The organism is Paraburkholderia adhaesiva (genome assembly GCF_021390575.1).
Classification (GTDB): Bacteria; Pseudomonadota; Gammaproteobacteria; order Burkholderiales; family Burkholderiaceae; genus Paraburkholderia; species Paraburkholderia adhaesiva.
Window position 1 is genome coordinate 488,609 of the sequence record NZ_JAJEJQ010000001.1, and the last position, 25,693, is coordinate 514,301.

Here is a 25,693-nt window from a genome sequence, read left to right on the forward strand (position 1 = left end):
CTTCAACCTTGGGGACCGCCGCTGGGGCCCGTTCTGGGTCCAACCGCATGCACATGCACGAATTCGAGCGGCACGCGCACACCCGCGAGGTAATCGTCGATGCACTTCATCACGAGCGGCGTGCGATGACGCTCGCTCGCGGCGCGCAGTTCGTCGGCGCTCATCCACAGCGTGCGGAGGATATCGGGATCGAGCGCGCGCTCTTCCGGAAGATCCGCGACCGAGCCGCAATACGTGAAGCGCAGATACGTCGCGCCGCTCTCGCCCGGTTTGCCGAAGTGGGTCATATAGACGCCGACGAGCGCCTCGGGCGTGAACGCGTGCGCCGTTTCCTCGAGCGTTTCGCGCACGACGGCCTCGGCGAGCGTTTCGCCCGTCTCCAGATGGCCGGCGGGCTGGTTCAGCCGCAGGCCGGCCGGCGTGTGCTCCTCGACGAGGAGAAAACGGCCGTTGCGCTCGATGATTGCCGCCACGGTGACGTGCGGAGCCCAGGTGTCCTCATTCATGGACCGCCATTTTACCGGCGATTTTGCCAGGACGCCGTGGGCTGCTGGCGGCGGGCTCGACCGGCCATCCGCCCCCCGATGCTTTGACCGGCCGCTGGTTTGTCCGCCTGCCTGCCAGAACGCGCGACATCGCGCAACCGGCGCTTTTCGCGGGGTCGATCCGCCCCCGGCTTTCGGTTAAAGTGGTGCGTCGTTATGCCGTTGCACTAAAAAAATTACTCGCCGGCGAACCTCGTCGGCCCCCCGAATCTTTAAAGCGCTGGAAGGTCGAGGAGGATTCAACGATGCATATCGGAGTGCCCGCAGAGACGCGGGCGAACGAAAGTCGCGTGGCCGCGACGCCGGAGACGGTCAAAAAGTACGTCGCACAGGGCCACAGCGTGACCGTCCAGAGCGGCGCGGGCGTGCCCGCCAGCTTTCCCGACGAGGCCTATGCGGTCGTCGGCGCCCAGATCGCCGACGCGGCTGCCGCCTTCGGTGCCGACCTCGTGCTCAAGGTCCAGTCGCCTTCCGTGAGCGAACTGGCCTTCATGAAGCGTGGCGCCGTGGTGGTCGGCATGCTCGATCCCTTCAACGCCGAAAACGCGGCGCAGCTCGCCGGGGCGGGCGTGACGGCCTTCGCCCTCGAAGCCGCGCCGCGCACCACGCGGGCGCAGAGTCTCGACGTGCTGTCGTCGCAGGCCAACATCGCGGGCTACAAGGCCGTGCTCGTCGCCGCGAACCTCTATCCGCGCTTCATGCCGATGCTCATGACCGCCGCCGGCACTGTGAAGGCCGCGCGCGTGCTCGTGCTCGGCGCGGGCGTGGCGGGTCTGCAGGCGATTGCCACGGCGCGGCGCCTCGGCGCCGTGATCGAAGCCTCCGATGTCCGTCCGGCCGTGAAGGAGCAGATCGAGTCGCTCGGTGCGAAGTTTCTCGACGTGCCGTTCGAAACCGACGAGGAGCGCGAAGCCGCGCAGGGCGTGGGCGGTTACGCCCGTCCGATGCCGCCATCGTGGCTCGCGCGCCAGTCCGCGCTGGTGCACGAACGCGCGAAGCAGGCGGACATCGTCATCTCGACGGCGCTGATCCCGGGCCGCGACGCGCCCACGTTGCTGCCCGCCGAAACCGTGCAGGCGATGAAGCCGGGCTCGGTGGTGATCGACCTCGCGGCGGGGCGCGGCCCGGTCGCCGATCCGGCGACCGGAAGGCGCGGCGGCAACTGCCCGCTCACCGTGGCGGACCAGGTGGTCACGCAGCACGGCGTGCAGGTTTGCGGCTACACGAACCTCGCGTCGATGGTGGCCGCCGACGCCTCCGCGCTCTACGCGCGCAACCTGCTCGACTTCCTGAAGCTGATCGTCACGAAGGAAGGCACGCTCAACATCGATCTCGCGGACGACATCGTCGCGGCCACGCTGCTGGCCCGCGACGGCGCCGTCACGAAGAAGACGTAAACGGAGACCGGCGATGGAAATCATCAACCACACCGTCATCAACCTGATCATCTTCGTGCTGGCCGTGTACGTCGGCTATCACGTGGTCTGGAATGTCACGCCCGCGCTGCATACGCCGCTCATGGCCGTGACGAATGCCATTTCGGCGATCGTGATCGTCGGCGCGATGCTTGCCACCGGACTCACCGTGGGCGGCGCGGGCAAGTTTTTCGGCACCTTCGCCGTGCTGCTCGCGGCGGTCAACGTGTTCGGCGGATTCCTCGTCACGCGGCGCATGCTAGAAATGTTCCGCAAGAAGGAGCCGAAAAAGCTGGCTGCGGCCGGAAGCAAGGAGGGCGCGCAATGAGCATGAACGTCGTTACGCTGCTCTATCTGGTGGCGTCGGTCTGCTTCATCCAGGCGCTCAAGGGGCTCTCGAATCCGAAGAGCGCACGCGCCGGCAACGTGTTCGGCATGACCGGTATGGCCATCGCGATTCTCACGACGCTCGCGCTGATCGTGAAGGAATCCGCACAATTCGGCTCGAATCTCGGGCTCGGACTCACGCTGCTGTTCGGGGCGCTCGTGGTGGGCGGGGGCCTGGGTGCGTATGTCGCCGCGCGCGTCGAGATGACGAAGATGCCCGAACTCGTCGCCGCCATGCACTCGCTGATCGGTCTCGCGGCGGTGTGCATCGCGTATGCCGTCGTTTCCGAGCCTTCCGCGTTCGGGCTGGTTGCCGAAGATGCGCCGTATCCGGACTTTCTGCCCTACGGTAACCGCATCGAGCTGTTCATTGGCACGTTCGTCGGGGCCATCACGTTCAGCGGCTCGGTCATCGCGTTCGGCAAGCTGTCGGGCAAGTACAAATTCCGGCTCTTCCAGGGCGCGCCCGTGGTCTACGCGGGCCAGCATCTGATCAACCTGATGCTCGCGCTCGGCATGATCGGCTTCGGGATTCTGTTCTTCCTCACGCAGTCGTGGCTGCCGTTCATCATCATGACGTTGATCGCTTTCGCGCTCGGCGTGCTCATCATCATTCCGATCGGCGGTGCGGACATGCCCGTCGTCGTGTCGATGCTGAACTCGTACTCGGGCTGGGCGGCGGCGGGCATCGGCTTCTCGCTGAACAACGCGATGCTGATCATTGCGGGGTCGCTCGTCGGTTCGTCAGGCGCGATTCTCTCGTACATCATGTGTCACGCGATGAACCGCTCGTTTTTCAACGTGCTGCTGGGCGGATTCGGTGCGGAGGCGGGCAGTGCGGCGGCAGGCGGCGCGCAGGAGCAACGTCCGGTCAAGTCGGGTTCCGCCGACGATGCCGCGTTCATGCTCGGCAACGCAGAATCGGTCGTGATCGTGCCGGGCTATGGTCTTGCCGTCGCGCGGGCGCAGCATGCCTTGAAAGAACTGACCGACAAGCTCGTGGAAAAGGGCGTCGATGTCCGCTACGCGATCCATCCGGTCGCGGGGCGCATGCCGGGGCACATGAACGTGTTGCTCGCCGAAGCCGAAGTGCCGTACGACCTCGTGTTCGAGATGGAGGACATCAACAACGAGTTCGGCCAGACCGATGTCGTGCTCGTGCTCGGCGCGAACGACGTGGTGAATCCGGCGGCCAAGAACGATCCGAAATCGCCGATCGCGGGCATGCCGATCATCGAGGCCTACAAGGCGCGCACGATCATCGTGAACAAGCGGTCGATGGCGGCGGGTTATGCCGGGCTCGACAACGAATTGTTCTACATGGACAAGACGATGATGGTGTTCGGCGATGCCAAGAAGGTCATCGAGGAGATGGTGAAGTCGGTGGAGTGACCGAACCGCGAAGTCATTGCGGTCCGGTCACGTCGATGGTCGCGGCACGATCGCGCGACCATCGGCCTACAAGCGAGGAAGCGAAGCTTCGAACGCTTAGAATCGCGTTTCGATTCCCACGCGGGTGAGGAACTGGCTCGGACCGCTCGACGTCCCGTTCGGGTCGAGAATACCGCTGATCAGCGCCTGCGCACCGGAGTTCGCGCGTTGATACACCGCCTGCGTATAGACCATCGTACGCTTGGACAGGAAGTAATCGACCGACGCCGAGATCTGGTGCGCGTGGTTGTTGTCGAGAAACCCGTTGCCCTTCATGTACATGTAGTCGGCGCCGAACTGCAGGGCCGGCGTCAGCATATACGTCGCGCCGACTTCACCCTGGGCGATTGCGCCGCCATTGGCCATGTTGCGCACCGTCGTGATGAGCGCGGTCGTGGTGAGCTTGCCGAAGTCGTAATGCGCGCCGACGCCCCAGTTGCGCACGGTAACCTGCGGGCCGCCCGTTTGCAGGTACTTCACTTCCGTATAGGCCGCTGCGGCGCCGAACGGACCGTGATCGTAGTTGATCCCCGCGCTGACCGAGCTTCCGCTGCCGAACGATCCCGGCACGCCGCCGAAACCATAGAGCGCACCGAAGCGGAAACCTTCGATCGCAGGCGACTGATACTTGATCGAATTCGTCACCGTCTGGCCCGACATCCGGTCCCAGTCGAACTGGCCGGCATAGGGCGGGTTGTACGGAAGCGCGAGTTTCGGGAACGGACCGGCGCGGAAGTTGTACAGGCCGCCGACCATCATCGCGGCGTCTGTGCGCGCGAAGAACAGCGAATCGACCATGAAGTCGTACTGGTTGCCGAGCTTGATCGAGCCGTAGCGATCGTTCGTCAGGCCCACCCACGCGTTGCGGCCGAAGAGGCCCTTGCCCGGCGGCTGGATCGCGCCACTGCCGACCGCGAACTGGTTCACGAGATCGAAGACGGCGTGCGTGCCGCCGCCGATATCCTCGTCGCCCTTGAAGCCCAGCATATTCGGCGACATGATGCCGTCGTCGAACTTCAGATTGCTGTGTCCGCCGGAATTGCTCACATACGTGATACCGGCGTCCATCACGCCGTATAGCGTCACGCTGCCGCTCGATTGCGCGTACGCCTGCGCGGCGGCGGCGGAAAGCGTCAACGCGATTCCCAATTGTGTGGAAATTTTCATTTGTCTCCTCCGTGTTTCCTGATATCTATCTACGTATTTAGGAATACGAATTTTGATGATGTGGTTGATTTGATCGGGTGACGCGTCCTTGTTCGCTTATGAAGAATGCTCGTCGCGGAAATTCAGGCGTCTTCCGCGACGGCCGCGATGCGGCGGCAATTCATCACCGGTGGTGTGGGTCAATGCGGCTGCGAATCCGTTGCACGCTTCTTCAAATCAAGCGCCACGTCAACAATCATGTCCTCCTGACCACCCACCATGCGGCGCTTGCCCAGTTCAACCAGAATGTCGACGGTCTTCAGACCGTACTTCTTCGCAGCGACCTCTGAATGGCGCAGGAAGCTCGAATACACCCCCGCATAGCCCAGCGCGAGCGTCTCGCGATCGACACGCACCGGACGGTCCTGCAGCGGACGCACGATGTCGTCGGCTGCGTCCATCAGCGTGTACAGATCCGTGCCGTGATTCCAGCCCATGCGCTCGGCCGCCCCGATGAACACTTCGAGCGGCGCATTGCCCGCGCCCGCGCCCATCCCCGCGAGCGACGCGTCGATACGGTCACAGCCCTCTTCCACCGCGACCATCGAGTTCGCCACGCCCAGCGACAGGTTGTGGTGCGCGTGCATGCCCGTCGTCGTTTCGGGCTTGAGTACACCCTTGAGCGCACGGAACCGGTCGCGCACATCGTTCATCGTCAGCGCACCACCCGAATCGACCACGTAAATGCAGGTCGCGCCGTAGCTTTCCATCTTCTTCGCTTCGATGGCGAGATTCTCCGGCGTGGTCATGTGGCTCATCATCAGGAAGCCCACCGTGTCCATGCCGAGTTCGCGTGCATACTCGATGTGCTGCTTCGAGATGTCCGCTTCCGTGCAGTGCGTGGCCACACGCACCACGCGCGCGCCCGCGTTGTACGCGGCCTTCAGGTCGTGAATCGTGCCGATGCCCGGCAGCAGCAGCGTCGCGATCTGCGCGTGCGTAACGACGTCGGCTACCGCCTCGATCCATTCGAGGTCGCTGTGCGCGCCAAAACCGTAGTTGAAGCTCGAGCCCTGCAGGCCGTCGCCGTGTGCCACCTCGATGCTGTCGACCTTCGCGCGGTCCAGCGCACGCGCGATGTCCTGCACGTTCTGGATCGAGTACTGGTGGCGGATTGCGTGGCTGCCGTCGCGCAGCGTCACGTCGGAGATATAGAGTTTCTTGCTCATGTTCGTGGTTCTCGCGTTGTCGTTCAGGCCGCCACAGCGGCGCTGGCGATGCGCTCCGCGGTGGCCAGCGCCGCCGAGGTCATGATGTCGAGGTTGCCCGCGTAGGCCGGCAGATAGTGCGCTGCGCCTTCGACTTCGAGAAACACCGAGGTCTTCAGGCCGCTGAATTTGCCACGGCCCGGGATGTTCAGCGGTGCGCTCTCGGGGATCACATCGAACTGCACCTTCTGCTTGAGGCGGTAGCCCGGCACGTAGGCGTGCACGGCCTTCGCCATTTCCTCGACCGACGCTTCCACCCGTGCCTGGTCCGCAAGTTCGGACAGCACGTACACGGTGTCGCGCATCATCACCGGCGGCTCGGCCGGATTGAGCACGATGATCGCCTTGCCCTTCGCCGCGCCGCCCACCACTTCGATGGCCTTCGACGTCGTTTCGGTGAATTCGTCGATGTTCGCGCGCGTGCCGGGGCCCGCCGACTTGCTGCTGATCGACGCCACGATTTCCGCGTAATGCACCTTCGCCACGCGCGAGACCGCGGCCACCATCGGGATCGTCGCCTGGCCGCCGCAGGTGACCATGTTCACGTTCGGCGCGTCGATGTGCGCGTCGAGATTCACGACCGGCACGCAGTACGGGCCGATCGCCGCGGGCGTGAGGTCGATCACGCGGATGCCAGGCTTGTGCTGGCGCAGGAACGCGTCGTTCTTCACGTGCGCGCCGGCCGAGGTGGCGTCGAACACCACGTCGATGTCCTTGAAGACCGGCAGGTTCACGAGGCCCTGCACGCCTTCGTGCGTGGTCGCGACGCCCAGGCGCGCGGCGCGCGCGAGGCCGTCCGACGCCGGGTCGATGCCGACCATCGCACCCATCTCCAGATGCTTGCCGTGCCGCATGATCTTGATCATGAGGTCGGTGCCGATGTTGCCCGATCCGATGATCGCGGCCTTGAGTTTTTGCGTTGCCATTTACATCCTCTGATCAGGCGGTGAAAGTCGCGCGGACGCTGCCGAGCCCTTCGATCTGCGCGGTATAGATGCCCGCTTCCTTGACGGCCACCATCGGGCCGAGCGCGCCGGTGAGCACGACGTCGCCCGCGCGCAGCGGTGTGCCGAGTTGCGCCATGCGGTCAGCGAGCCACACGGCTGCGTTCAGCGGATTGCCGAGGCACGCCGCACCGTTGCCGCGCGAGAGCACTTCGCCGTCACGCGAGAGTTCCATCGCGCAGGCGGTGAGGTCGATCTGCGAGAGCGGCACCGGGCGGCTGCCCACCACGAAGCGCGCGCTCGAGGCGTTGTCGGCCACGGTGTCGACGAAGCGGATGTCCCAGTTCGCGATGCGGCTGTCTACCACCTCGATCGCGGCGAGCGCGTAGGCGCTGGCGTTGATGATGTCGACGAAGGTGTGTTTTTCGTGCGTGAGATCGCGCTCGAGCACGAGCGCGATTTCCGCTTCGACCTTCGGCTGGATCAGCTGCGAGAGCGGGATCGGTTCGCCGTCGCCATAGGCCATCGACGCGAACAGCGCGCCGAAGTCGGGCTGGTCGACGCCGAGCTGCTTTTGCACCGCCAGCGAGGTGAGGCCGATCTTGCGGCCCACGATACGCTCGCCGTTCGCCACGCGCAGGTCCACGTTGGCCTGCTGCACGGCGTAGGCGGTGGCCATGTCGTCGAGGGCGATTTCGCCGCGTACGGGGGCGATCGTGTCACGCGAGGCTTCTGCAGCGCGCAGGCGCGCGGCGAGGGTACTTACCAATTTGTTATCGGGCATGACCTGTTTTCTCCTGGGGTTCAGCTTTGCGCGTCGTCCATTCGAATAGCGGGTCGCGGAAAGCCGATAACGTGTCTGGTCTGTTACGCGTTGGCGATGAAATCGCCGACCACACGGTTGAACTCTTCGGGGTGCTCGATCATCGCCCAGTGCCCGCAGCGATTGAGCAGCACTAGACGCGAGTTGGGAATGTTCGCGAGCAGAAACAGCGACGTTTCGAACGACACCACGCGGTCGTCACGGCCGTGAATCAACAGCGTCGGCACCTTGATCGAGGACAGCAGTTCCGGTTTCACCCACTTCGGCAACGGCGCGCCCTTCGGCAGTCCGGCGACGTAGTTGCTCAGGTGCTCCGGTCGCGCAAGGGCGGCGTCCGATCGCGCCTTGCACAGTTCCGGCGTCGCGAAGCGCGCCTTGTCGAACACCATGATTTCCACGAGACGCCGCATGTTCTCCGGCGATGGATCCTGGTACGCGTGAATCAGCGTCTTCAGCCCTTCGGAGGGGCCGTCGCCCGCGCCGAACAGCGTCGGCATGCGGCCGACCGGCGGCCCCATCGTGATCAGATGGGAAATGCGGTTGGGGTGCTCCGTCGCGAGTCGCAGCGACGTCTGTCCGCCCATCGAATTGCCGACGAACGCGGCGCGCTCGATGCCGAGCGCGTCCATAAACTGGATCGCCGCTTCAACGTGATCCAGTTGTTCGACGGTGGCGGCGTCCGATTGTCCCCAGCCGGGCATGTCGACGGCGTACACGTGGAACTGCTTCGCGAGCGCTTCGATGTTGCCGGAGAAGTTGCTCCAGCCGGTGGCGCCCGGGCCGCTGCCGTGCAGCAGGATCACCGGGTGTCCCTGGCCCGCTTCCTGGTAATGGAGCGTCCAGTCCTTCGTTTTGACGGTGCGGCTGGTTTCGGCTTGATTAAGTGGCATGGTGTCTGTCCTTGCGAGAGGTGTCGGGAGGGTAACTGCCAGCAGTCCTTACGATCTGCGGCAGTAACCGGAATCACGCTTGCAGCAGGTCCGCAACGACGTGCGGCGGGCGGTGGCCCCAGGTGCTGAGCCGGTCGAGACGCTGGACCTGCCAGGTGGCTTCGTCGATGACCAGGCCGCCCCAGCCGAACTCGACGTTGAAGCCCGATGGCGTCCGGACGTAAAAGCTGAACATCCTGTCGTTCGGGTGCATGCCGAGGGTCATTTCGAACGGCTGCTTCGCATCCATGCAGCGGTCGTACGCGAGGCCGACGTCGCTCATCTCGGCGGCCTCGATCATGAAGTGATGCATCCGCTTCGGGAACGGCATGTTGGCCAGCGCCAGCGTGTGATGGCGTCCGTTGCAGTGCAGGAACGCTACGCTCGCGACGATGCCGGGCGCCATCTCCTGATTGATGATGTCGGTCATCCTGAATCCGAGCATCCCGTACCAGTCGACGATAGTCTGCCGATCCATGCCGCGCTCGATCAGCACCTGATGGCCCGCGCCGCCTGCACCGGTCACGAAATTCGAAGCCAGTTGCGAGGAGGCAAACGGCGTGTCGCCGTCGGCCAGTCCGACGTAGAGTTCGACGCGGTTGCCGAGCGGATCCGCCGTGACGGCGATGCGACGGACCCCCCGCTGTGCGGCGAGATGTGCGTCCCCGTCGGTGACCTCGGTGCCAGCGGCGCGCAGCTTCGCGACGACTGCATCGAGGTCCGCATCGGTTGCGCAACCGTAACCGGTGAATGCGAGGTCGTCGGCGCTGCCGGCGACGACGATCCAGCGATGCGCTTTCTCGTCCATGCGCAAGGTGAGCTGGTCATCGCGGCGGCTGCCGAGCTGCATACCCAGCAGATCGACGCCGAAGCGCTCCCACGCGGCGAGATCGCTCGCCTCGATGCCGATGTAACCGAGTTCCGTCACGGTACTCATCGTGTTTTCTCCTTCGTTGTTCGATGCGATGTCGTGTGGCGGATCAGCCGGGCACGGCGAGGCCGCTCACGTCGGCAGCAGCGACGAAACGGTCGGGGCGCAGCGCGACGGCGCGCGCGCCGTATTTACGCAACCACGGGCGCAGCACGCCGTCGAGGTCGATGAATTCGTCGCGTCCCTGTGTGTGCTGGTCCTGCTGGCGCAGCGCGATGTAGCGCGTGCCGAGCTTGTCCCACTCGCGTTTTTCGTCGGGCGTGAGCAGCGTGGCGGGATCGACGTCGTCGCCGAGCAGCACGAAGCTGTCGCCGAGCAGATCGTCGAGTCGCGCCATCACACCGCGCGTATCGCCGACGATCGGCTGCGGCACCATGCGCCCGACGATGCTGTCGTCCGCGAGCGGGCCGCGCAGCCATCCGCCTGCGAGCACCGGCGGCGCGATCAGCGGAGGCTCAGGCGCGTCTGCCGGCGGCGGCGCGTTGAGCGCGGCCTGTTCTTCTTCCGACAGTTCCTGCTTGATGATGCGGCCGAGCTGGACGGCGAGCTGCGTGTAGAACGCCGCGTTGGGACGCCGTTCCGTTTCGTAGGTGTCGAGGAAATGCTCGGGCAGCGTGCCATTGAGCACCCCCGCGAGCTTCCAGCCGAGGTCGAACGCGTCGCGCATGCCGGTCTGCATCCCTGCGCCTGCCCATGGCGGCATCAGGTGAGCCGCGTCGCCGGCGAGGAACACGCGCCCGACGCGCCACTTGTCCGCCATGCGGGTGTGGTGCCGGTAGAACGCATGCTGGTGAATTTCTACGTCATCCTCACTAACGCCGAGCGCCTTCAGCAGCGGCCAGACCTGCTCGGTCGTCGCGAAGTCGGCTTCCGTTTCGTTGGGCTTGAGCGGCAGTTCCCAGCGATGGTTGCCGCCGGACAGCGCGATATCGACGACGGGTCGCTCCTTGTCGGACCAGAACGTCAGCAGGTTGCGATCCGGCCACCAGCGCTTCACGCGGCAGTCGATCACGATCCACATCACGTCCAGCGTATCGCCGAGCAGCTTCACGTCGATCATGCTGCGCGTGGCGCTGCTGCCGCCGTCGGCGCCGATGACGTAGCGCACGCGCTTCGTCATCGTTTCACCCGTTGCGGTGTCTTTCGCGGTGACCGTGACGCCCGTTTCGTCCTGCTCAAGCGATACGACCTCGAAGCCATAGCGCACGTCGATGCGTTCGGCGCGCTGTTCTGCGCATTCGCGCAACGCGGCTTCCATCGTTGGTTGATAGATGTTGAAGAAGCGCGGCTTGATGCCAAGCGTTGAAGGCGGATGCTCGATGCGCATGATCTCGGTGCCGTCGTAGCGCATCCAGCGCAGCGCGCGCTGCGGGTCGATCTGCTTCAGCACGTGCTCGTCGACGCCAAGGTTCTGGAAGATTCGCATCGTCCAGTCGTTGACGGTAACGGCGCGGGCGCGCGGGTAGATGTCGCGATGCCGCTCGAAAGCGACCGTCGATATGCCGTGTTTCGCCAGGGTGAGCGCGGCGATGATGCCGCTCGGCCCGTAGCCGACGATGGCTACGTCGGCGTCGTACTGGTCGGTCATGGATGTCTCCTCTCGTTCCTCTGTCGCCTGGCGGACCAGGCACTTATTTCGGATGCGGCGCAATGCCGCCTTTGACTTCGGTCAACGAATTGTACCGATGGGTCCAAAACCAGACATTGGGGAAAACGAGTAATGGACCGATCGGTCCATAAATCCGAGGACGTATACTTACGAGATGGAAAACACCCAACAAACTGGTAATCGGCGCGGTCAGCGATCGCGTCAGGAGATCCTCGACGCGGCATCGCGCGTGATGTCGGCCTACGGGTACGCGGGCACCTCAATGTCTGCGCTCGTCGAGGCGACCGGTATCCCGAAGAGCGCGATTTATCACCACTTCGGATCGAAGGCGGGACTGCTCGCGGAAGTGATGGCCGAGGGCGCCCACGGCTTTTTCGCCGCGATGCGCGAAGCGCACCGGAATCCGCCGGACGACGGCACGCCGCGCGAGCGGCTCGGCTGGTATCTGCAGAAGACGGGCGAGGTGTTCGCGCACCGCGAGAACTTTCTGCGCCTGCTACTCGTGATGGTGATGAGCGACGAGGCGGCTGAGGCGCCCGAGGCGATGCAGATGGTCGTCGACGTGCGCAACGAAGGCCGCGACTACATGTGCGAGATGATCCGCAGCGCGTTCAGCAGCGAGGGCGAGGCCGTGGCGGCGGCGATCGCGGACGACCTTGCGTATTTCGGCATGGTCGGGTTCGATGGCGCGTTCATTTCGTTTCAGGCGGGGGACCACCGGTCAATGGCGACGCACATGGCGCAATTGACGGACGCGATGACCGCGCTCGGCGAGGCGCGTGCGGCTGAGATTCGGAACAAGGCCGCTAAAAAATCGCGCAAAGCGAAGAGTTGACTGGCACTGGGTCTGGCCTTGACGCTTTACGCGTTTGGGCTGGAGGCAACGTGTGCGATAGAGATGATGCGGGCCTCGGCAGCGTATTCATCCGTCGCAGATAGTTCGCGAGCCGCCGTCCGCAGACATTCGGAAATGACTCCGGTACATCGAGGCATTCGATCCGCGATTTTCCCGCGGATCGCGAAGGAATTCGCACAAATCGGCTCGAATTTCCGGCTCGGTGTCGCTGTTCGCGGTCTCGTGGCGCACGGAGCATGTTGTTTCGGAATGCGAATCAGGTGATCGAAGGGGGCGGAGGAGTGATTTCATCACCCTGTTGACCCATTGAATCCTCAGGCTGCAACGGCCATTCAGGTCGGCAGCGGTCCAGAAAAAGCCGCGCCGTCGCGTTCGTCTTTTGAAGTGCAACGCGCTTCACGGCGGGCGACGCATGACATCGCGCCATACGCGCCATCGAATTGCGGAATCCGGCACGCCTCGGCGAGCGCCTCTGCGCTACTGCGAAGGCGCATTCACTCGCCGCAAATAATCGGCCAGCCTGCGTCCGCTCACATCGGGAAACGGTTCAAGCACCTGAACGCCGGTCATGCGCGCGATGTCGAAATTGCGGAAGTCCTCGCGCAGTTCGCACCACGCGCCGACCGTCCAGCGCGCGCCCCAATAGACGAGCCCGAGCGGCCACACGCGCCGCTCGGTGTGCGCGCCGAGCCGGTCGCAGTAAGCGAAACGCACGACGAGCCGCGTATCGACGGCGCGGTGTAGCGCATCCACTTTCTCCGAGAACCCCCGGTCGACGTGATACGAAGGCGCGAACACCGCGAGGCGTTCAAGGACCACGCGCTTGTCCGCAGGCATGGCAGCGGCAATTTTCGCGAGCGCGCCACGTGCGCCGCCTGCGAGTGCCGCGCCGCCCCACGACTCGGCCATGCGCGCGCCGACGGCAAGGGCAGTGAGTTCGTCGGCGGTGAAGGTGAGCGGCGGCAGGCTCGCGGTGCGCGCAAGACGATAGCCGATGCCCGCTTCGCCCTCGATCGGCACACCCGACAACTGCAGGTCCCGCACGTCGCGATAGACGGTGCGCGGCGAGACTTCGAGCCACTCGGCGAGTTGCTGCGCGGTGGTGAGACGCCGTCCGCGCAATAGCTCGGCGATGCGGAACAGGCGGTCGGCGCGACGGGACATGTATGGGCGCGGAGAGTCGACGGTGAAGGGGCCGGAGGGCTGTCCGGCGGCGAGTCAAAGGGACGATGAGGGTCGATGAAGGTCGATGCCGCGATCATAGCGCCGCTCGCGCACGCTCGTACGGGCGCACGCGTGCGGCATTGGGCACGACGACGCACCATGCTTCGCTGCGATGAGGCCGTGCAGCGGGCGTCGCCTCGAACGCAGTCGGCCGGGCCGCCCGCTCGCTCAAGCGACCGCCGACAACCCGACGCCTGAGCGAGCGCGATGCCCTTGTGTGTCTTACCCGAGCTTCGGCGCGTGCAGCCCGACGCGGTTGCCTTCGGTATCGATGAAGAAGCCGATATAACCGTAATTATTCGGCAGTTCCTGCGCCGGCCCCTGCCTTTTGCCGCCGGCCTTTTCGACGCGCTCCAGCACCGCTGACACCGATGGCTGCGCGTTCAGATAGACGAGCACGCCTTTCGGATCGGGCTTCACGTCCACGGGATTGAACACGATGCAACCGCCCGTGTCGGCGTCGGTGTGGGCGAACAGCGCCATCTGCACGCCGCCGATCACATCGCGCTGCAGTGACGTCCCAAGGGCCGTTTCGTAAAAGCGGGCGGCGCGATCCAGGTCGTGCGCGGGGATTTCGAACCAGGAGATGACGCGGGACATTTCGGCCGACATGATGCGCTCCTCGAGTACGGGCTGCTGACAGTGGATACTGCGGCAACGCCAGATGGCGTAACTCGAGTGTGCTGGGGGGCTGCTGACAACGTATTGTCAGTACAGGCGGCATGGTGCGCCGTCGCGAGGCGACGGCTAACGGCCCAAGCCCCGAAATGCGCTCCGGCCCCGAATCGGCAGATGCGCCGGTGCGGCCTGGATCAGGTGTGAAGTACGACGGTTATCCGCGGCCGCATCGCGATGCGTGCCGCGGTCTTCCGCGTTATGCAGTGAGTCTTGCAGCACGTTGGGCGCGTGCCGCAACGCTTGCTCAGGCGCCGCTGCCCGTATCGGCGGTGCCCTGTGCGGGACGCTGACGCACGCTGCCCGCGATCAGGTCGAAGCGGAACAGGCGGCATTCGAGCGCGCCGTTGAAAAGCGGCGTCTTCGCCGATTCGCGCAGGCGCAACTGCCCAGGCAGCTTGCGGTCCGAGGTGAGCACGAAGGCGCGCCAGCCCGTGAAGCGCTGCTTGAGCGCGTCGCCGAGCGCGTTGAAGAACTCGGCGTCGGGTGCTTCGGTATCGGCGCGGCGAAAGCCCTCGCCGTCCTCGTCACGGTCGCGCGCCGTCGGCCGCGCTTCGCCGCGCGCGTTGCGTCCGCGCACTTCGATCCGCTCGCCATACGGCGGATTCGCGACGAGGATGCCCGGTGCATCTTCGGGCGGCGTCATGTTGCGCGCGTCGAGCTGCTTGAGCGGCACGTTGCCAAGGCCCGCGCGTGTGAAGTTGGCGCGCGCCTTTTCGAGCATCACGTCGGAAATGTCGCTGCCGTAGATGTGCAGATCGCGCACCTTGCTTTGTGCTGTGTTGCGCGCCGTGTTCGCCTCGCTTTTCAGATGGCGCCACGCGGCCGAGTCGAACTGCTTGAGACGCTCGAAGCCAAAGCTGCGCGTGAGTCCCGGCGCGATGTCGAGCGCGACCTGCGCGGCTTCCGCCAGAAACGTGCCGCTGCCGCACATCGGATCGAATAGCGGCGTGCCCGGCGTCCAGCCGGTGATGCGCAGAATGCCGGCCGCGAGGTTCTCGCGCAGCGGCGCCGCGCCCTTGTCGAGACGCCAGCCGCGCTTGAAGAGCGGCTCGCCCGAGGTGTCCAGGTAGAGCGTGCAGTCGCCCGCCGTGAGGAACGCGAAGACGCGCACGTCCGGATACGCGGTGTCGATGCTCGGACGCGCGCCCGACTTCTCGCGCATGCGATCGCAGATGGCGTCCTTCACGCGCAGCGTGGCGAATTCGAGGCTGCGCAGCGGCGACTTGATCGCCGTGATGTCGATGCGCAACGTCTCGTTCGCCGAGAACCACTGTTCCCAGCGTTGTTCGCGCGCGAGCGCGTAGATGTCCTGCTCGTTGCGATAGGGCCGCTGGGCGATTTTCAGCAGAACGCGGCTCGCGATGCGCGAATGCAGGTTCGCGGCCATGCCGCCGGCCCAGTTGCCGCGGAAATGCACGCCGCCGGGCACTTCGGCACCGACGTCGAGAGCACCGGGCGGCAGGCGCCGTTGCGCCGTTTCGGCCAGTTCGGCGGCGAGCGCGGTTTCGAGGCCACGCGGGCAGGGGGCGAAAAATTCGAAGGACATGAACGAGGAAGGGACGCTGCGAGGAAGGCGCTATTGTACGCGGGTTGCCGAGCCGGTCCGCGCACCGTGACGCGGGCGGCGGCCGATAGTCGAAAAGCCTGAGCTACCGCGAGCCGCGCCGCGCTGCCTGTGGGCTGGAACTAGCCCGCCGCCGCGCCCGGCGCCGCTGCAGCAGCAGGTGCCGCCGACGGGCAGGCGATCGCGCTCACCGGCTTCTGATGGCCGGCGGCCTTCGCATCTTCCGGCTGCGTCATCGGCTGCGGCTGCGCTGCTAGCGAGCGCACGCCGCTCGCGATCGCCGTCGAAAGCGCCTCGACTGCGCGCCGGTGTCCGGCGACGAGCGCGTCATAGCCGTCGCCAACGGGTTCGTTGAGCACGCTGCGGCACGTCATGACCGATTGCGATGCGAGCGATCGCACGCTCCATACGGCGTCGATGAGCGCGTGCGAGCCGGGCCACGACTCGAAGCGCTGCACGTTGACGCTCACGCGGTAAACCGGGACGCCCTCGGCATGCGGCGAGCCGTAGACGTCGATCGTGTCGAGCCGCTGCGTGAGGTCGACGGACAGCGCGCGGCGGATCTCGTCGCCTGGCATGGACGCCCAGCGCTGCTGCTCGAGCACATCCACCTGCGTGGCGCCGGTCTGCACGACGATCTGCGGTTTCGCGACCTGCGGCGGCACCTCGACCGGCGCGAGTTCGATGAGCCACCCGGGGTTGGCGCCTCGCGTCGATGCGCTCGCGTGCGCCGCGTCGTCGGGTGGGCTTAGCGTGTAGAAGTGACTCGCGGGCGACGCACAGCCGGTCAGCACGGCAATCGCCGCTGCAAGGGGCAGCGCCGCGTGTCGGACCGCGAGGGAAATGAGAGCCGCGCCGCGCGGCTCTTCAGCGGTTCCGGCGCGGCGCGCGGGGAGCCGGTCGAACATCATGGTCTATCTCCTGATTTGCCGCGCAGCAGCGATTCCGGATGGCGTTCCAGATAGTCGGACAGCGAATTCAGCGACTGGAGCGTGCGCGTCAGTTCCTGCATCGCCTGATGCACGTCGGACTGCAGTGGCGAGTCCTGTTGCAGCGTCGCCTGGGCCGCGCCGAAGGTCTTCTGGGCTTCACTGAGCGTGCCGCGCAACTGCGGCAGCACCTCGTTGTTCACCTGGCCGAAGAGCTGGTTGGCGTTCTTGAGCGACTCGTTCAGGTTCGTGCCGATCTGGTCGAACGGAATCTTGTCGAGCTTCTTCGCGATGTCGGCCACCTGCAGCTGCAACTCTTCCAGCGAGTTCGGAACGGTCGGCAGCTCGATCGGGTCGCGATCGAGATTGGTCTTCGCCGGGCCCACCTTCGGGAAGATGTCGAGCGCGATGTAGAGCTGGCCCGTGAGCAGGTTGCCCGTGCGCAACTGGCCGCGCAGCCCGCGCTCGACCAGGCGCTTGAGCAGATCGCGCCCCTGCGGCGTGCCCGGCGCGGGCGTTTCGCCGCGCGTGCGGCGCGAAAGGCGCAGCGGATAGAGATCGATCGTGACCGGCATCGTGAAGTTGTGCTCCTTCGGGTCGTACTCGACGCCGATTTCGGTGACCTGGCCGAGCGCGATGCCGCGGAAGTCCACCGGCGCGCCCACCGAAAGCCCGCGCAGCGACTGGTTGAAGGACATGACCACGCGCACCGGCGCGCCGTCCGGTTCGCGCATCGCCTCGGTTTCGTCGGACGCCAGCGAGAAGGTGGCGCTGTCGGGCGCCTGCGGGCCCGCGGACTGGCCGGGCGGCGCCTGGAACGCGAGGCCGCCCACGACGATGGTCGCGAGCGACTGCGTGTTCAACTTGATGCCGTTCGAGTCGAGCCGCACGTCCACGCCGCTCGCGTGCCACCAGCGCGTGTTGGTGCCTACGTACTGGTCGTATGGCGCGCTCACGAATACGCCGACGGTGACGCCGGTACCGTCCTTGTCGAGCGAATAGCCGGTCACCTGGCCTACCTGGATGCGCCGGTAGAAGATCGGCGTGCCGATGTCGAGCGAGCCGAGCGTTTCACTGCGCAGCGTGTAGCGGTGGCCCTTCGCGTCGATAGTGACCGGAGGTGGCGCATCGAGTCCGACGAAGTCCGTAGCGGTTTCGCTCGAATGGCCCGCGTCGGCGCCGATGTACGAGCCCGACAGCAGCGTGTTGAGTCCCGAGACGCCGCTTGCGCCGATGCGCGCGCGCACGACCCAGAAGCGGCTGTCCTTCACGGCGAAGGCTTCCGCGTCCTTGGTCAGTTCGATGGTGGCGAGCACGCGCGAGCGATTCGGCGAGAGCTTGACCGTGCGCACCGAGCCGATGTCGACGTCCTTGTACTTCACCTTCGTCTTGCCGGGCTCGAGGCCTTCGGCGCTCCCGAAGCTGATCGTGATGGTCGGCCCGCGCGTGGAGACCGACTTCACGACGAGCGCCACGCCTATCAGCGCCGCAACAAGTGGCACGATCCAGACGAGCGAAGGCAGCCAGCGTCGTGGCTTGGCGATCTCCGGTTCCGGAAGATCGGGCGGGAGCGGGCCGCCCGCGGAAGGCGGGGTCGGCCCATTCGGATTATTCATGAGGGCGATCCTGAGAGTGTTGCTCGGACTTTTGTGTGTCGTCGTCGAAGGGATCCCAGATGAGGCGCGGATCGAACTGCATGGACGCCAGCATGGTCAGGATCACGACCGAGCCGAACGCAATCGCGCCCGGACGCGCCGTGATCACCGCGAGCGACTGGAAGCGTACCAGCGCAACGGTCAGCGTGACGACGAAGATATCGAGCATCGACCAGCGGCCGATGAATTCCACGAGCCGATAAAGTTTCGCGCGCTCGACGGGGCGCCACTTCGAGCGGCGTCCCGCGGTGATCGAGAGGAGCGCGAGGACGAAGATCTTGAGCATCGGCACGAGAATGCTCGCGATGAACACGATGATCGCGAGCGGCCACGAACCTGAGGTCCAGAAGTACACGATGCCGCTCATGATCGTGTCGTCTTCGTCGCCGGTCAGCGAAGCCGTGTGCATGACCGGTAGCAGATTCGCCGGGATGTAGAGCAGCGCCGCCGCGATGAGCAGCGCCCAGGTGCGCGTGAGGCTGTCGGGGTTGCGCTCGTGCAGCGTCGAGCCGCAGCGCGCGCAGCGCGACGGCGCGCCTCGGCGCGCGTGCGGCTGCACGCGTCCGCATGCGTGGCACGAGACGAGTCCGGCGGCGGTGGCGGTCACGTATTTCATCGGGCGGCCTCAGTGCGGTGACGGGCCCGAAGGCTTCGGGATGGTGTGCGGCGGCTTCGCCTCCGAGCGGTCCCGGATTTCGGGTTCGGCGAGCGGGTGGGGCTGTTCGGTGTGGGTCGCAGGCGAAGCGCCAGCCGTGGACGTGGACGGCGTGCCATGTCCGGCCGGACTGGCGGGAGCAGCGGGGGCAGTGGGTGCAGCAGGGCCGCGGGGGCCTCCTGTGCCGGGCAGTCCGCTCCCGGGCGCGCTGCCACCCGCGCGCCTTGCCTGCTCGCGCTCGCGCAGGTCGTCGACGATATCCCAGAGTGTGCGGGCATCGAATGTGACAACCACGGTGAACATGAGCGTGAGCGCGGCGAATGCGAAGAGCGCCGTCTCCGGAATCACGCGCGCAAGGCTTGCCATCTTCACGATCGTGATCAGCACGCCGAGCATGAACACTTCGAGCATGCCCCAGGGCCGTACGAATTCGATCGCACGCAGCACGCGGTTGAAGCCCGGTGGAACGACGCCGCGCCGCACGGGCAACAGCACATAAAGCAGCGCGACGAGTTCGGTGAGCGGAAAGAGGATGGTGGCGCAGAACACCATCAGCGCGATGATCTGCATGTCCTCGCCCCACAGGACGATGAGCGCGCCGAAGAGACTCGCTGCCGACGTGATGCCATTGGCGTCGAGTTCGATGATCGGAAACGACTGGGCGATGACGAACGTGACGAGTGCGGCGACGGTCATCGCGCAGATGCGGTCGAGTTGCGCGGACCCGCTGCTATAGAGCGTCGCGCCGCAGCGCGAGCAGCGCGCGGCCTGCCGGCCAAGGAGACGCGGCTTGCGAAAGAGCGCGTCGCATTCGTGACACGCGATGAGTTGCTCCTGGGCCATGCGGGCAGATACGCAAAACGACGTGAACGGGACGAACAGCGATGGCGCACGCGACACAGGTTCGCAGCGGCTCGGCGCCATGTTACCAAACAGGGAACCCCGGCGTGACTCGAGGCAACAGGGGGCGAGAGCGGCAAGTGCGGCCAGTCTTTCGCCACCCTTTCGCCAAGCCGACGCCGCGCGCAGCACTGGAGTAGCATGACGGGCCAGGAGTGTGCCACGTTTGCTCAATCGGCGGGTGCCAGCCAGGTCTGATGTTTGACGCGAGGCACTCGTGGATGGGATCGGCCTGCGCTGTGGCGCTGGCGTTTGCGTCGCACGACGCGATGCTGCAACGCACGACCGCCGCGCGGGAGCACCAGAACGGATTTCGATCGATGTCGCACGATTTCGCCCCATCCGACGACTACACCCGCACCGCGATCGCACTGCACTGGTTGATCGCGCTCCTCATCGTGTGCGCGTTCGCGCTCGGCTGGGTGATGACGGGGATCCACGGAATAACGCCCACCAAGCTCCGTTATTACTCGTGGCACAAGTGGCTGGGCGTCACGGTGTTCGGACTCGCCGTGCTGCGCGTCGCGTGGACCGCGACGCACCGCTCGCCCGCGCTTCCACAGGGCATGCCCCGGTGGCAGCGCACGGCGGCGCGCGGCACGCATGTGTTGCTGTACATCCTGATGTTTGTCGTGCCGCTGACGGGGTATCTTTTCAGTTGCGCGGCCAACGTGCCCGTCGTCTATCTCGGGCTCGTGCGCCTGCCGATGCTGATCGGCCCCGACCCGGTCCTGAAGCCGATCCTGCGCGGACTGCACGTTGTGCTGAACTACGCGCTCGCTGCGCTTGTCGTGACGCATGTGCTGGCTGCGATCAAGCATCAATGGCTGGACCGCGACGGACTGCTTGCGCGGATGATTCCTTTGCTCAGACGAGGACGATCATGAAGGCATGTTTCGGGTGGACGCGATGCCGTCCCGCGGCCATGCTGGCGCTCGTGACGGGTTGTGCCGTCGCGCTCGCGTCCGGCGCCGACGCACAGGCGCAGATCGATGCGGCAAAGAGCACGCTCGTTGCCATCTCGCGGCAGATGAGTGTGCCGGTCGAAGGGCGCTTTACGAAATTCGACGCCCAGATCGCCTTCGATCCCGCGAAACCGCAGGCCGGCACCGCGCGCATCACGGTGGATACCGGCAGCTACGATCTCGGCGATGCGAGCTATAACGACTCCGTGCGTGGTCCCGAATGGTTCGACGCGAAGGCGTATCCGCAGGCCACTTTCGTTTCGACGGCGCTCACGCCGACCGGTCCGAACCAGTTCCGCGTGAATGGCAAACTCACGATCAAGGGGCACACCGAGGCCGTGGTCGTACCCATCGTCGTCACGCAGCAAGGCACGACGCAGACCTTCGACGGCACGCTGCCGGTTCATCGCCTCGCTTTTAATGTGGGCACGGGCGAATGGAAAGATACGTCCACGGTCGCTGACGAAGTGCTCATCAAGTTTCACATCGTCGTCGCGCACCCGTAGCGCGGCGCTCTGCTGGACTTTCATCTTTCTCCCTGGGAGGCGCTTTTGAAGACCTTGTCCCGCGTTACCGTAGAGGCGATTGCTGCTGCGTCCGTTGCGTGCATCGTTTCGTACTCCATTCCAGCGCTCGCCGCCGACACGTACCAGCTCGATCCGAACCACACCTACCCGAGCTTCGAAGCCGATCACATGGCCGGACTCTCGGTCTGGCGCGGGAAGTTCACGAAGACCATGGGCACGGTCACGCTCGATCGCAACGCGAAGACGGGGACCGTGGACGTCACGATCGATCCGGCGTCGGTGCAGACGGGGAACGCAGAGCTGGACAAGCACGTCGCCGGGCCGGAATTTCTCGATTCAGCGAAGTACCCCACGGCCACCTTCAAGGGCACGCAGATCGTCTTCGACGGCGATACGCCGAAGCAGGTGATCGGCACTTTCACGCTGCATGGTGTGTCGCGGCCGCTCAATCTCGACATCGTGTCGTTCAAATGCATGCAGCATCCGATGCTCAAGCGCGAGGTGTGCGGCGTCGAAGCCTCGGGCACGTTCAATCGTGAGGATTTTGGCGTCGATATGGGCAAGAAGTACGGCTTCAATATGGAAACCAGGCTGCACATTCAAGCCGAAGGGATCAAGCAGTAGGGGCGGGTGGTGAGGACGTCCGCGGCCGCATGCGGTAACGCGCTTCTCCCGCGTTTTCTGCGGGATGATGCGGCTGCCGGGGCGTGAGCGAAGGGCGTGAACCGGTCGACGACCTTTGCCCCGCATCGGGCGTACCTTCGCGCTTGCCCCTGTCGACAATTCAACGGATGCTTTGCAGCAAATCCGGCGACGCGATCGGCAGGTGGCATCCGATGTCTTTGAGCGGGTGATTGAATGACAAGGAATGCGGTTGTCGTGCTTTACGTGTTGGCGTTGATAGCCGTTATCGTCGGTGTCGATCTGGTGTTCTTCAGGGATCGGCTCCTGGCACGGCTGTTCGTGAACATCGGTATTGTTGCGGTGTTTGCAGCCCTCTATGTTCTGTTCGTAAGGCGCCATTAGGCCTGGCGCTGCCTCGCGGCTCGCAAATGCCAGACAACGACTCGCTTCTCCGAATGCGTTGTGGGCTCGATGCAGGCAAAAAAAATGGCTCACGTAAGTGAGCCATTTTTTCATTCGCAAATCCGAACGAGCGCTTAAACCTGCGCCCCCGCATTCGGATCGTTCGGATCGTGCCGTTCCTTCTTGTCCTTGATGAGGTCTTCGCGCTTCACGCCGAGCCACATCGCGATCGCCGCTGCCACGAACACCGACGAGTAGATGCCGAAGAGAATACCGACCGTCAGTGCGAGTGCGAAGTAGTGCAGCGTCGGGCCGCCGAAGAAGAACATCGACAGCACCATCAGCTGCGTACTGCCGTGCGTGATGATGGTACGCGAGATCGTGCTCGTGATCGCGTGGTTGATGACTTCGGAGACGGCCATCTTGCGTTCGCGTTTGAAGGTCTCGCGGATCCGGTCGAAGATAACGACCGACTCGTTCACCGAGTAGCCGAGCACCGCGAGCACTGCCGCGAGCACGGAAAGCGAGAACTCCCACTGGAAGAACGCGAAGAAGCCGAGAATGATCACGACGTCGTGCAAGTTCGCGATCACGCCGGCCACGGCGTACTTCCATTCGAAGCGGAACGACAGGTAGATGATGATGCCTGCGACCACGCACGCCAGCGCGAGCAGGCCGTCGGTCGCCAGTTCCTTGCCGACCTGCGGACCGACGAATTCCACGCGCTGCAACTGCACCTGCGGATTCGTGGCCTTGAGCGCGCCCATGACCTGATCGCTCTGCTGCGCCGAGCTGAGGCCCGGTTTGAGCGGCAGGCGAATCAGGACGTCGCGCGAGGTGCCGAAGTTCTGCACCTGGGCGTCGCCGTAGCCGATCTTCGCGAGCGTGTTGCGCACAGGCTCAAGTTCGAGCGCTTGCGGATACTGCACTTCGATGACCGTGCCGCCAGTGAATTCGATCGACAGATGCAGCCCGCGGTGGAACAGGAAGAACACCGCGAGGATGAACGTGATCAGCGAAACCGCGTTGAAGACCAACGCGTGCTTCATGAACGGGATGTCTTTGCGGATGCGGAAAAATTCCATGATCTTGACTCCGTATCAGCGGGACGAGCCCGGGTTGCCTGGGCCACTCTGCCCGTTCCTGCGGCGCACGACCGGCTTGGCGCGTGCTGCGCCGGTCGGGGCCTTCGCCGCGCTCGTCGTTTCGCGACGCTTCGCTGCGCCGGCAAGGGCGCGGCCCGTGTCGGTGTCGGCATCGTTCACGCCGAGTGCACCTGCACTTGCAGCACCAGCCGCGCCTGCCATCTCCGGCGCCGGACGCCACACCTGGCCGATGGCCAGCGACTTGAGCTTCTTCTTGCCGCCGTACCAGAGATTTACGAGTCCGCGCGAGAAGAACACGGCCGAGAACATCGACGTGAGAATGCCGATACAGTGCACGATCGCGAAGCCGCGCACCGGACCGGAGCCGAATGCGAGCAGCGCGAGGCCGGCGATGAGCGTGGTCACGTTCGAGTCGAGAATCGTCGCCCAGGCGTGCGCGTAGCCGTTCTGGATCGCGAGCTGCGGCGGCGCGCCGTTGCGCAGTTCTTCGCGGATACGCTCGTTGATCAGCACGTTCGAGTCGATCGCCATACCGAGCGCGAGCGCAATAGCGGCGATACCCGGCAGCGTGAGCGTGGCCTGCAGGATCGAGAGCACAGCGATGAGCAGGAGCAGGTTCACCGAGAGGCCGATCACCGAGACCACACCGAACAGCATGTAGTAGGCGATCATGAACACGGAGATCGCAGCGAAGCCGTAGATCACCGAGTCGAAGCCCTTCTTGATGTTATCGGCGCCGAGGCTCGGGCCGACCGTGCGTTCTTCGATGATGTCCATCGGCGCCGCGAGCGAGCCGGCGCGCAGCAGCAGCGCGAGGTCGGCGGCGGCCTGCGGCGTGGGCTGGCCCGTGATCTGGAAGCGGTCGCCCAGTTCCGACTGGATCGTCGCGACCGTCAGCACCTGGCCCTTGCCGCGCTCGAACAGCACCATCGCCATCGGCTTGCCGATGTTGTCGCGCGAGACGCTGCGCACTGCGCGGCCACCCGCCGAGTCGAGACGGATGTTGACCGACGGACGCTGATGCTCGTCGAAGCCCGCCGACGCGTCGATGATGCGGTCGCCGGTGAAGATCACCTGCTTCTTGAGCCACACAGGCACCTGATTGCCCTGCGTGAAGAGTTCGCTGCCCGGCGGGACCGGCGCGTTCGGGTCCGGATGCAGGCCCATCGGGTCTGCCAGACGTGCTTCGAGCGTCGCCGTGCGGCCGATGATGTCCTTCGCCTTCGCGGTGTCCTGCACGCCCGGCAGTTCGACCACGATGCGGTCGCCGCCCTGCTGCTGGATCACGGGCTCGGCCACGCCGAGTTCGTTCACCCGGTTATGCAGCGTCTGGATGTTCTGCTTCAGTGCCGCCTGCTGAACTGCTGTTTTCACGGCCGGCGTGAACGTGCCGACAAGCTGCACGCCGCCTTCCGGCTTGTTCTGCGTCGCCCACTGGAGTTCGGTGACGCCGGACGTGAGCACCTTGCGCGCTTCTTCGGCGACAGCCGGATCGGCGAAATCGATCACCACCGACTGGTCCACGCGGTTCACACCGCCGTCACGGATGTTCTTGTCGCGCAGCATCGTGCGCGCATCGGCGGCGTCCGAATCGAGCTTCTTGTTCAGCGCGCCGTTCATGTCGACCTGCAACAGGAAGTGCACGCCGCCGCGCAGATCGAGGCCAAGGTACATCGGCAGCGCGCGCATGGACGTCAGCCAGCGCGGCGAGGCGCTCTGCAGGTTCAGCGCGACGATGTACTGCGGATCGGTCGGGTCGGCGTTCAGCGCCTTCGAGAGCGCGTCTTTCAGACGCAGCTGCGTGTCCGTGTCGGCGACGCGAACGCGGATGTTCGGGTTCAGCGCCGAGTTGTCGAACGTGACGTCGTCGGCGCGGATGCTGTTCGCGGCGAGAGCGGCTTCAACACGCTCGAGCGTGGTCTGGTCGAGCCTGACGGTGGCCTTGCCGCTCGACACCTGGACCGCGGGTGCTTCGCCGAAGAAATTGGGCAATGTGTACACGAGGCCAATGGCGAGCGCCACGACCATCACGACATATTTCCAGAGGGGATAACGGTTCATTGGTTGACCCAACGGGGGAGGAGAACTGCCTGCTCGATGTGCGCGCGTCCGGCAGGGTCCTTGCTGTGATCAGCTCGGACGTTGCCGGACGCGTGAGTCCGCCTGATCAAACGCAGCGG

At 65.1% G+C, this 25,693-nt stretch carries 25 protein-coding genes; 8 read left to right on the plus strand and 17 right to left on the minus strand.

Annotated elements, in window-relative coordinates:
- Positions 1-2 precede the first annotated feature (2 nt).
- Entirely contained in the window at positions 3-506 is a 504-nt protein-coding gene (locus L0U80_RS02280) for an NUDIX hydrolase (protein WP_233862254.1), read from the minus strand.
- Between the two features lie 284 nt (positions 507-790).
- Between L0U80_RS02280 and L0U80_RS02285 the strand changes: the two genes are divergently transcribed.
- From L0U80_RS02285 to L0U80_RS02295, 3 genes are read left to right on the plus strand one after another with little or no spacing between them, the layout of a single operon-like run.
- Entirely contained in the window at positions 791-1,942 is a 1,152-nt protein-coding gene (locus L0U80_RS02285) for a Re/Si-specific NAD(P)(+) transhydrogenase subunit alpha (protein ID WP_233862256.1), read from the plus strand.
- 13 nt (positions 1,943-1,955) lie between these two features.
- Complete coding sequence (locus L0U80_RS02290; RefSeq protein ID WP_233862258.1) at positions 1,956-2,288, plus strand: NAD(P) transhydrogenase subunit alpha part 2; 333 nt, start codon at positions 1,956-1,958, stop codon at positions 2,286-2,288.
- Positions 2,285-3,739, plus strand: coding sequence for an NAD(P)(+) transhydrogenase (Re/Si-specific) subunit beta (locus tag L0U80_RS02295; RefSeq protein ID WP_233862260.1), 1,455 nt, complete (start codon positions 2,285-2,287; stop codon positions 3,737-3,739). Before L0U80_RS02290 ends, L0U80_RS02295 begins: the two co-directional genes overlap by 4 nt.
- Positions 3,740-3,835: 96 nt before the next feature.
- On the opposite strand, the gene L0U80_RS02300 is transcribed toward L0U80_RS02295, so the two are convergent.
- The 7 genes from L0U80_RS02300 to L0U80_RS02330 form a co-directional block, all read right to left on the minus strand.
- Complete coding sequence (locus L0U80_RS02300; RefSeq protein ID WP_233862262.1) at positions 3,836-4,945, minus strand: porin; 1,110 nt, start codon at positions 4,943-4,945, stop codon at positions 3,836-3,838.
- Between the two features lie 179 nt (positions 4,946-5,124).
- Complete coding sequence (gene dmpG, locus L0U80_RS02305; RefSeq protein ID WP_233862263.1) at positions 5,125-6,153, minus strand: 4-hydroxy-2-oxovalerate aldolase; 1,029 nt, start codon at positions 6,151-6,153, stop codon at positions 5,125-5,127.
- Positions 6,154-6,176: 23 nt separating this feature from the next.
- Positions 6,177-7,118 (minus strand): acetaldehyde dehydrogenase (acetylating), encoded by a 942-nt coding sequence (locus tag L0U80_RS02310; protein ID WP_233862264.1) that lies wholly within the window; start codon positions 7,116-7,118, stop codon positions 6,177-6,179.
- A gap of 13 nt (positions 7,119-7,131) precedes the next feature.
- Complete coding sequence (gene mhpD, locus L0U80_RS02315) at positions 7,132-7,920, minus strand: 2-keto-4-pentenoate hydratase (RefSeq protein WP_233862265.1); 789 nt, start codon at positions 7,918-7,920, stop codon at positions 7,132-7,134.
- 83 nt (positions 7,921-8,003) lie between these two features.
- Positions 8,004-8,849: an alpha/beta fold hydrolase gene (locus L0U80_RS02320; protein ID WP_233862266.1), complete on the minus strand. Its 846-nt coding sequence runs from the start codon at positions 8,847-8,849 to the stop codon at positions 8,004-8,006.
- Positions 8,850-8,922: 73 nt separating this feature from the next.
- Positions 8,923-9,825, minus strand: a complete 903-nt coding sequence (locus tag L0U80_RS02325) for a VOC family protein (protein WP_233862267.1) — start codon at positions 9,823-9,825, stop codon at positions 8,923-8,925.
- 43 nt (positions 9,826-9,868) lie between these two features.
- Positions 9,869-11,407: a bifunctional 3-(3-hydroxy-phenyl)propionate/3-hydroxycinnamic acid hydroxylase gene (locus L0U80_RS02330; RefSeq protein ID WP_233862268.1), complete on the minus strand. Its 1,539-nt coding sequence runs from the start codon at positions 11,405-11,407 to the stop codon at positions 9,869-9,871.
- A gap of 175 nt (positions 11,408-11,582) precedes the next feature.
- Here L0U80_RS02330 and L0U80_RS02335 point away from each other — a divergent pair, with 175 nt between their 5' ends.
- The gene (locus L0U80_RS02335) at positions 11,583-12,263 is read left to right on the plus strand and encodes a TetR/AcrR family transcriptional regulator (protein WP_233862269.1); all 681 of its coding nucleotides are present in this window, start codon (positions 11,583-11,585) and stop codon (positions 12,261-12,263) included.
- 498 nt (positions 12,264-12,761) lie between these two features.
- Here the strand turns inward: L0U80_RS02335 and L0U80_RS02340 are convergent, their stop codons facing one another.
- The 7 genes from L0U80_RS02340 to L0U80_RS02370 form a co-directional block, all read right to left on the minus strand.
- Positions 12,762-13,448, minus strand: a complete 687-nt coding sequence (locus tag L0U80_RS02340; protein ID WP_124152688.1) for a helix-turn-helix transcriptional regulator — start codon at positions 13,446-13,448, stop codon at positions 12,762-12,764.
- Positions 13,449-13,730: 282 nt separating this feature from the next.
- The gene (locus tag L0U80_RS02345) at positions 13,731-14,120 is read right to left on the minus strand and encodes a VOC family protein (RefSeq protein WP_233862271.1); all 390 of its coding nucleotides are present in this window, start codon (positions 14,118-14,120) and stop codon (positions 13,731-13,733) included.
- A gap of 310 nt (positions 14,121-14,430) precedes the next feature.
- Positions 14,431-15,732, minus strand: a complete 1,302-nt coding sequence (locus L0U80_RS02350) for a THUMP domain-containing class I SAM-dependent RNA methyltransferase (RefSeq protein WP_233862272.1) — start codon at positions 15,730-15,732, stop codon at positions 14,431-14,433.
- Positions 15,733-15,872: 140 nt separating this feature from the next.
- Positions 15,873-16,661, minus strand: a complete 789-nt coding sequence (locus L0U80_RS02355) for a PqiC family protein (RefSeq protein WP_233862273.1) — start codon at positions 16,659-16,661, stop codon at positions 15,873-15,875.
- On the minus strand, positions 16,658-18,295 hold the full coding sequence (locus L0U80_RS02360) for a PqiB family protein (protein ID WP_233862274.1): 1,638 nt from the start codon (positions 18,293-18,295) through the stop codon (positions 16,658-16,660). Before L0U80_RS02360 ends, L0U80_RS02355 begins: the two co-directional genes overlap by 4 nt.
- A complete protein-coding gene (locus tag L0U80_RS02365; RefSeq protein ID WP_233862275.1) occupies positions 18,288-18,950 on the minus strand; it encodes a paraquat-inducible protein A in 663 nt (220 codons plus the stop codon). Before L0U80_RS02365 ends, L0U80_RS02360 begins: the two co-directional genes overlap by 8 nt.
- A gap of 9 nt (positions 18,951-18,959) precedes the next feature.
- Complete coding sequence (locus L0U80_RS02370) at positions 18,960-19,832, minus strand: paraquat-inducible protein A (protein WP_233862276.1); 873 nt, start codon at positions 19,830-19,832, stop codon at positions 18,960-18,962.
- 377 nt (positions 19,833-20,209) lie between these two features.
- Between L0U80_RS02370 and L0U80_RS02375 the strand changes: the two genes are divergently transcribed.
- The 4 genes from L0U80_RS02375 to L0U80_RS02390 all read left to right on the plus strand — a co-directional run bounded on the left by L0U80_RS02375 (position 20,210) and on the right by L0U80_RS02390 (position 22,407).
- Entirely contained in the window at positions 20,210-20,776 is a 567-nt protein-coding gene (locus tag L0U80_RS02375; protein WP_233862277.1) for a cytochrome b, read from the plus strand.
- Positions 20,777-20,814: 38 nt separating this feature from the next.
- A complete protein-coding gene (locus tag L0U80_RS02380) occupies positions 20,815-21,360 on the plus strand; it encodes a YceI family protein (protein WP_233865600.1) in 546 nt (181 codons plus the stop codon).
- Positions 21,361-21,438: 78 nt separating this feature from the next.
- On the plus strand, positions 21,439-22,005 hold the full coding sequence (locus L0U80_RS02385) for a YceI family protein (protein WP_233865602.1): 567 nt from the start codon (positions 21,439-21,441) through the stop codon (positions 22,003-22,005).
- Positions 22,006-22,239: 234 nt separating this feature from the next.
- On the plus strand, positions 22,240-22,407 hold the full coding sequence (locus tag L0U80_RS02390) for a hypothetical protein (RefSeq protein ID WP_233862279.1): 168 nt from the start codon (positions 22,240-22,242) through the stop codon (positions 22,405-22,407).
- A gap of 134 nt (positions 22,408-22,541) precedes the next feature.
- Here L0U80_RS02390 and secF read toward each other — a convergent pair whose 3' ends face one another.
- Both secF and secD read right to left on the minus strand, forming a co-directional pair.
- Positions 22,542-23,492, minus strand: coding sequence for a protein translocase subunit SecF (gene secF, locus L0U80_RS02395; protein ID WP_233862280.1), 951 nt, complete (start codon positions 23,490-23,492; stop codon positions 22,542-22,544).
- Between the two features lie 15 nt (positions 23,493-23,507).
- Complete coding sequence (gene secD, locus L0U80_RS02400; protein ID WP_233862282.1) at positions 23,508-25,574, minus strand: protein translocase subunit SecD; 2,067 nt, start codon at positions 25,572-25,574, stop codon at positions 23,508-23,510.
- Positions 25,575-25,693: the final 119 nt, after the last annotated feature.

Bases quoted from the DNA above. Each gene is read 5' to 3' on its own strand.
- L0U80_RS02340 (WP_124152688.1), bottom strand. From the start codon at position 13,448: ATGTCCCGTCGCGCCGACCGCCTGTTCCGCATCGCCGAGCTATTGCGC.
- L0U80_RS02280 (WP_233862254.1), bottom strand. From the start codon at position 506: ATGAATGAGGACACCTGGGCTCCGCACGTCACCGTGGCGGCAATCATC.
- L0U80_RS02365 (WP_233862275.1), bottom strand. From the start codon at position 18,950: ATGAAATACGTGACCGCCACCGCCGCCGGACTCGTCTCGTGCCACGCA.
- mhpD (WP_233862265.1), bottom strand. From the start codon at position 7,920: ATGCCCGATAACAAATTGGTAAGTACCCTCGCCGCGCGCCTGCGCGCT.
- L0U80_RS02335 (WP_233862269.1), top strand. From the start codon at position 11,583: ATGGAAAACACCCAACAAACTGGTAATCGGCGCGGTCAGCGATCGCGT.
- L0U80_RS02290 (WP_233862258.1), top strand. From the start codon at position 1,956: ATGGAAATCATCAACCACACCGTCATCAACCTGATCATCTTCGTGCTG.
- L0U80_RS02295 (WP_233862260.1), top strand. From the start codon at position 2,285: ATGAGCATGAACGTCGTTACGCTGCTCTATCTGGTGGCGTCGGTCTGC.
- L0U80_RS02350 (WP_233862272.1), bottom strand. From the start codon at position 15,732: ATGTCCTTCGAATTTTTCGCCCCCTGCCCGCGTGGCCTCGAAACCGCG.
- L0U80_RS02330 (WP_233862268.1), bottom strand. From the start codon at position 11,407: ATGACCGACCAGTACGACGCCGACGTAGCCATCGTCGGCTACGGGCCG.
- L0U80_RS02375 (WP_233862277.1), top strand. From the start codon at position 20,210: ATGTCGCACGATTTCGCCCCATCCGACGACTACACCCGCACCGCGATC.
- L0U80_RS02285 (WP_233862256.1), top strand. From the start codon at position 791: ATGCATATCGGAGTGCCCGCAGAGACGCGGGCGAACGAAAGTCGCGTG.
- dmpG (WP_233862263.1), bottom strand. From the start codon at position 6,153: ATGAGCAAGAAACTCTATATCTCCGACGTGACGCTGCGCGACGGCAGC.
- L0U80_RS02300 (WP_233862262.1), bottom strand. From the start codon at position 4,945: ATGAAAATTTCCACACAATTGGGAATCGCGTTGACGCTTTCCGCCGCC.
- L0U80_RS02380 (WP_233865600.1), top strand. From the start codon at position 20,815: ATGCTGGCGCTCGTGACGGGTTGTGCCGTCGCGCTCGCGTCCGGCGCC.
- L0U80_RS02355 (WP_233862273.1), bottom strand. From the start codon at position 16,661: ATGATGTTCGACCGGCTCCCCGCGCGCCGCGCCGGAACCGCTGAAGAG.
- secD (WP_233862282.1), bottom strand. From the start codon at position 25,574: ATGAACCGTTATCCCCTCTGGAAATATGTCGTGATGGTCGTGGCGCTC.
- L0U80_RS02360 (WP_233862274.1), bottom strand. From the start codon at position 18,295: ATGAATAATCCGAATGGGCCGACCCCGCCTTCCGCGGGCGGCCCGCTC.
- L0U80_RS02390 (WP_233862279.1), top strand. From the start codon at position 22,240: ATGACAAGGAATGCGGTTGTCGTGCTTTACGTGTTGGCGTTGATAGCC.
- L0U80_RS02320 (WP_233862266.1), bottom strand. From the start codon at position 8,849: ATGCCACTTAATCAAGCCGAAACCAGCCGCACCGTCAAAACGAAGGAC.
- L0U80_RS02345 (WP_233862271.1), bottom strand. From the start codon at position 14,120: ATGTCGGCCGAAATGTCCCGCGTCATCTCCTGGTTCGAAATCCCCGCG.
- secF (WP_233862280.1), bottom strand. From the start codon at position 23,492: ATGGAATTTTTCCGCATCCGCAAAGACATCCCGTTCATGAAGCACGCG.
- L0U80_RS02370 (WP_233862276.1), bottom strand. From the start codon at position 19,832: ATGGCCCAGGAGCAACTCATCGCGTGTCACGAATGCGACGCGCTCTTT.
- L0U80_RS02310 (WP_233862264.1), bottom strand. From the start codon at position 7,118: ATGGCAACGCAAAAACTCAAGGCCGCGATCATCGGATCGGGCAACATC.
- L0U80_RS02325 (WP_233862267.1), bottom strand. From the start codon at position 9,825: ATGAGTACCGTGACGGAACTCGGTTACATCGGCATCGAGGCGAGCGAT.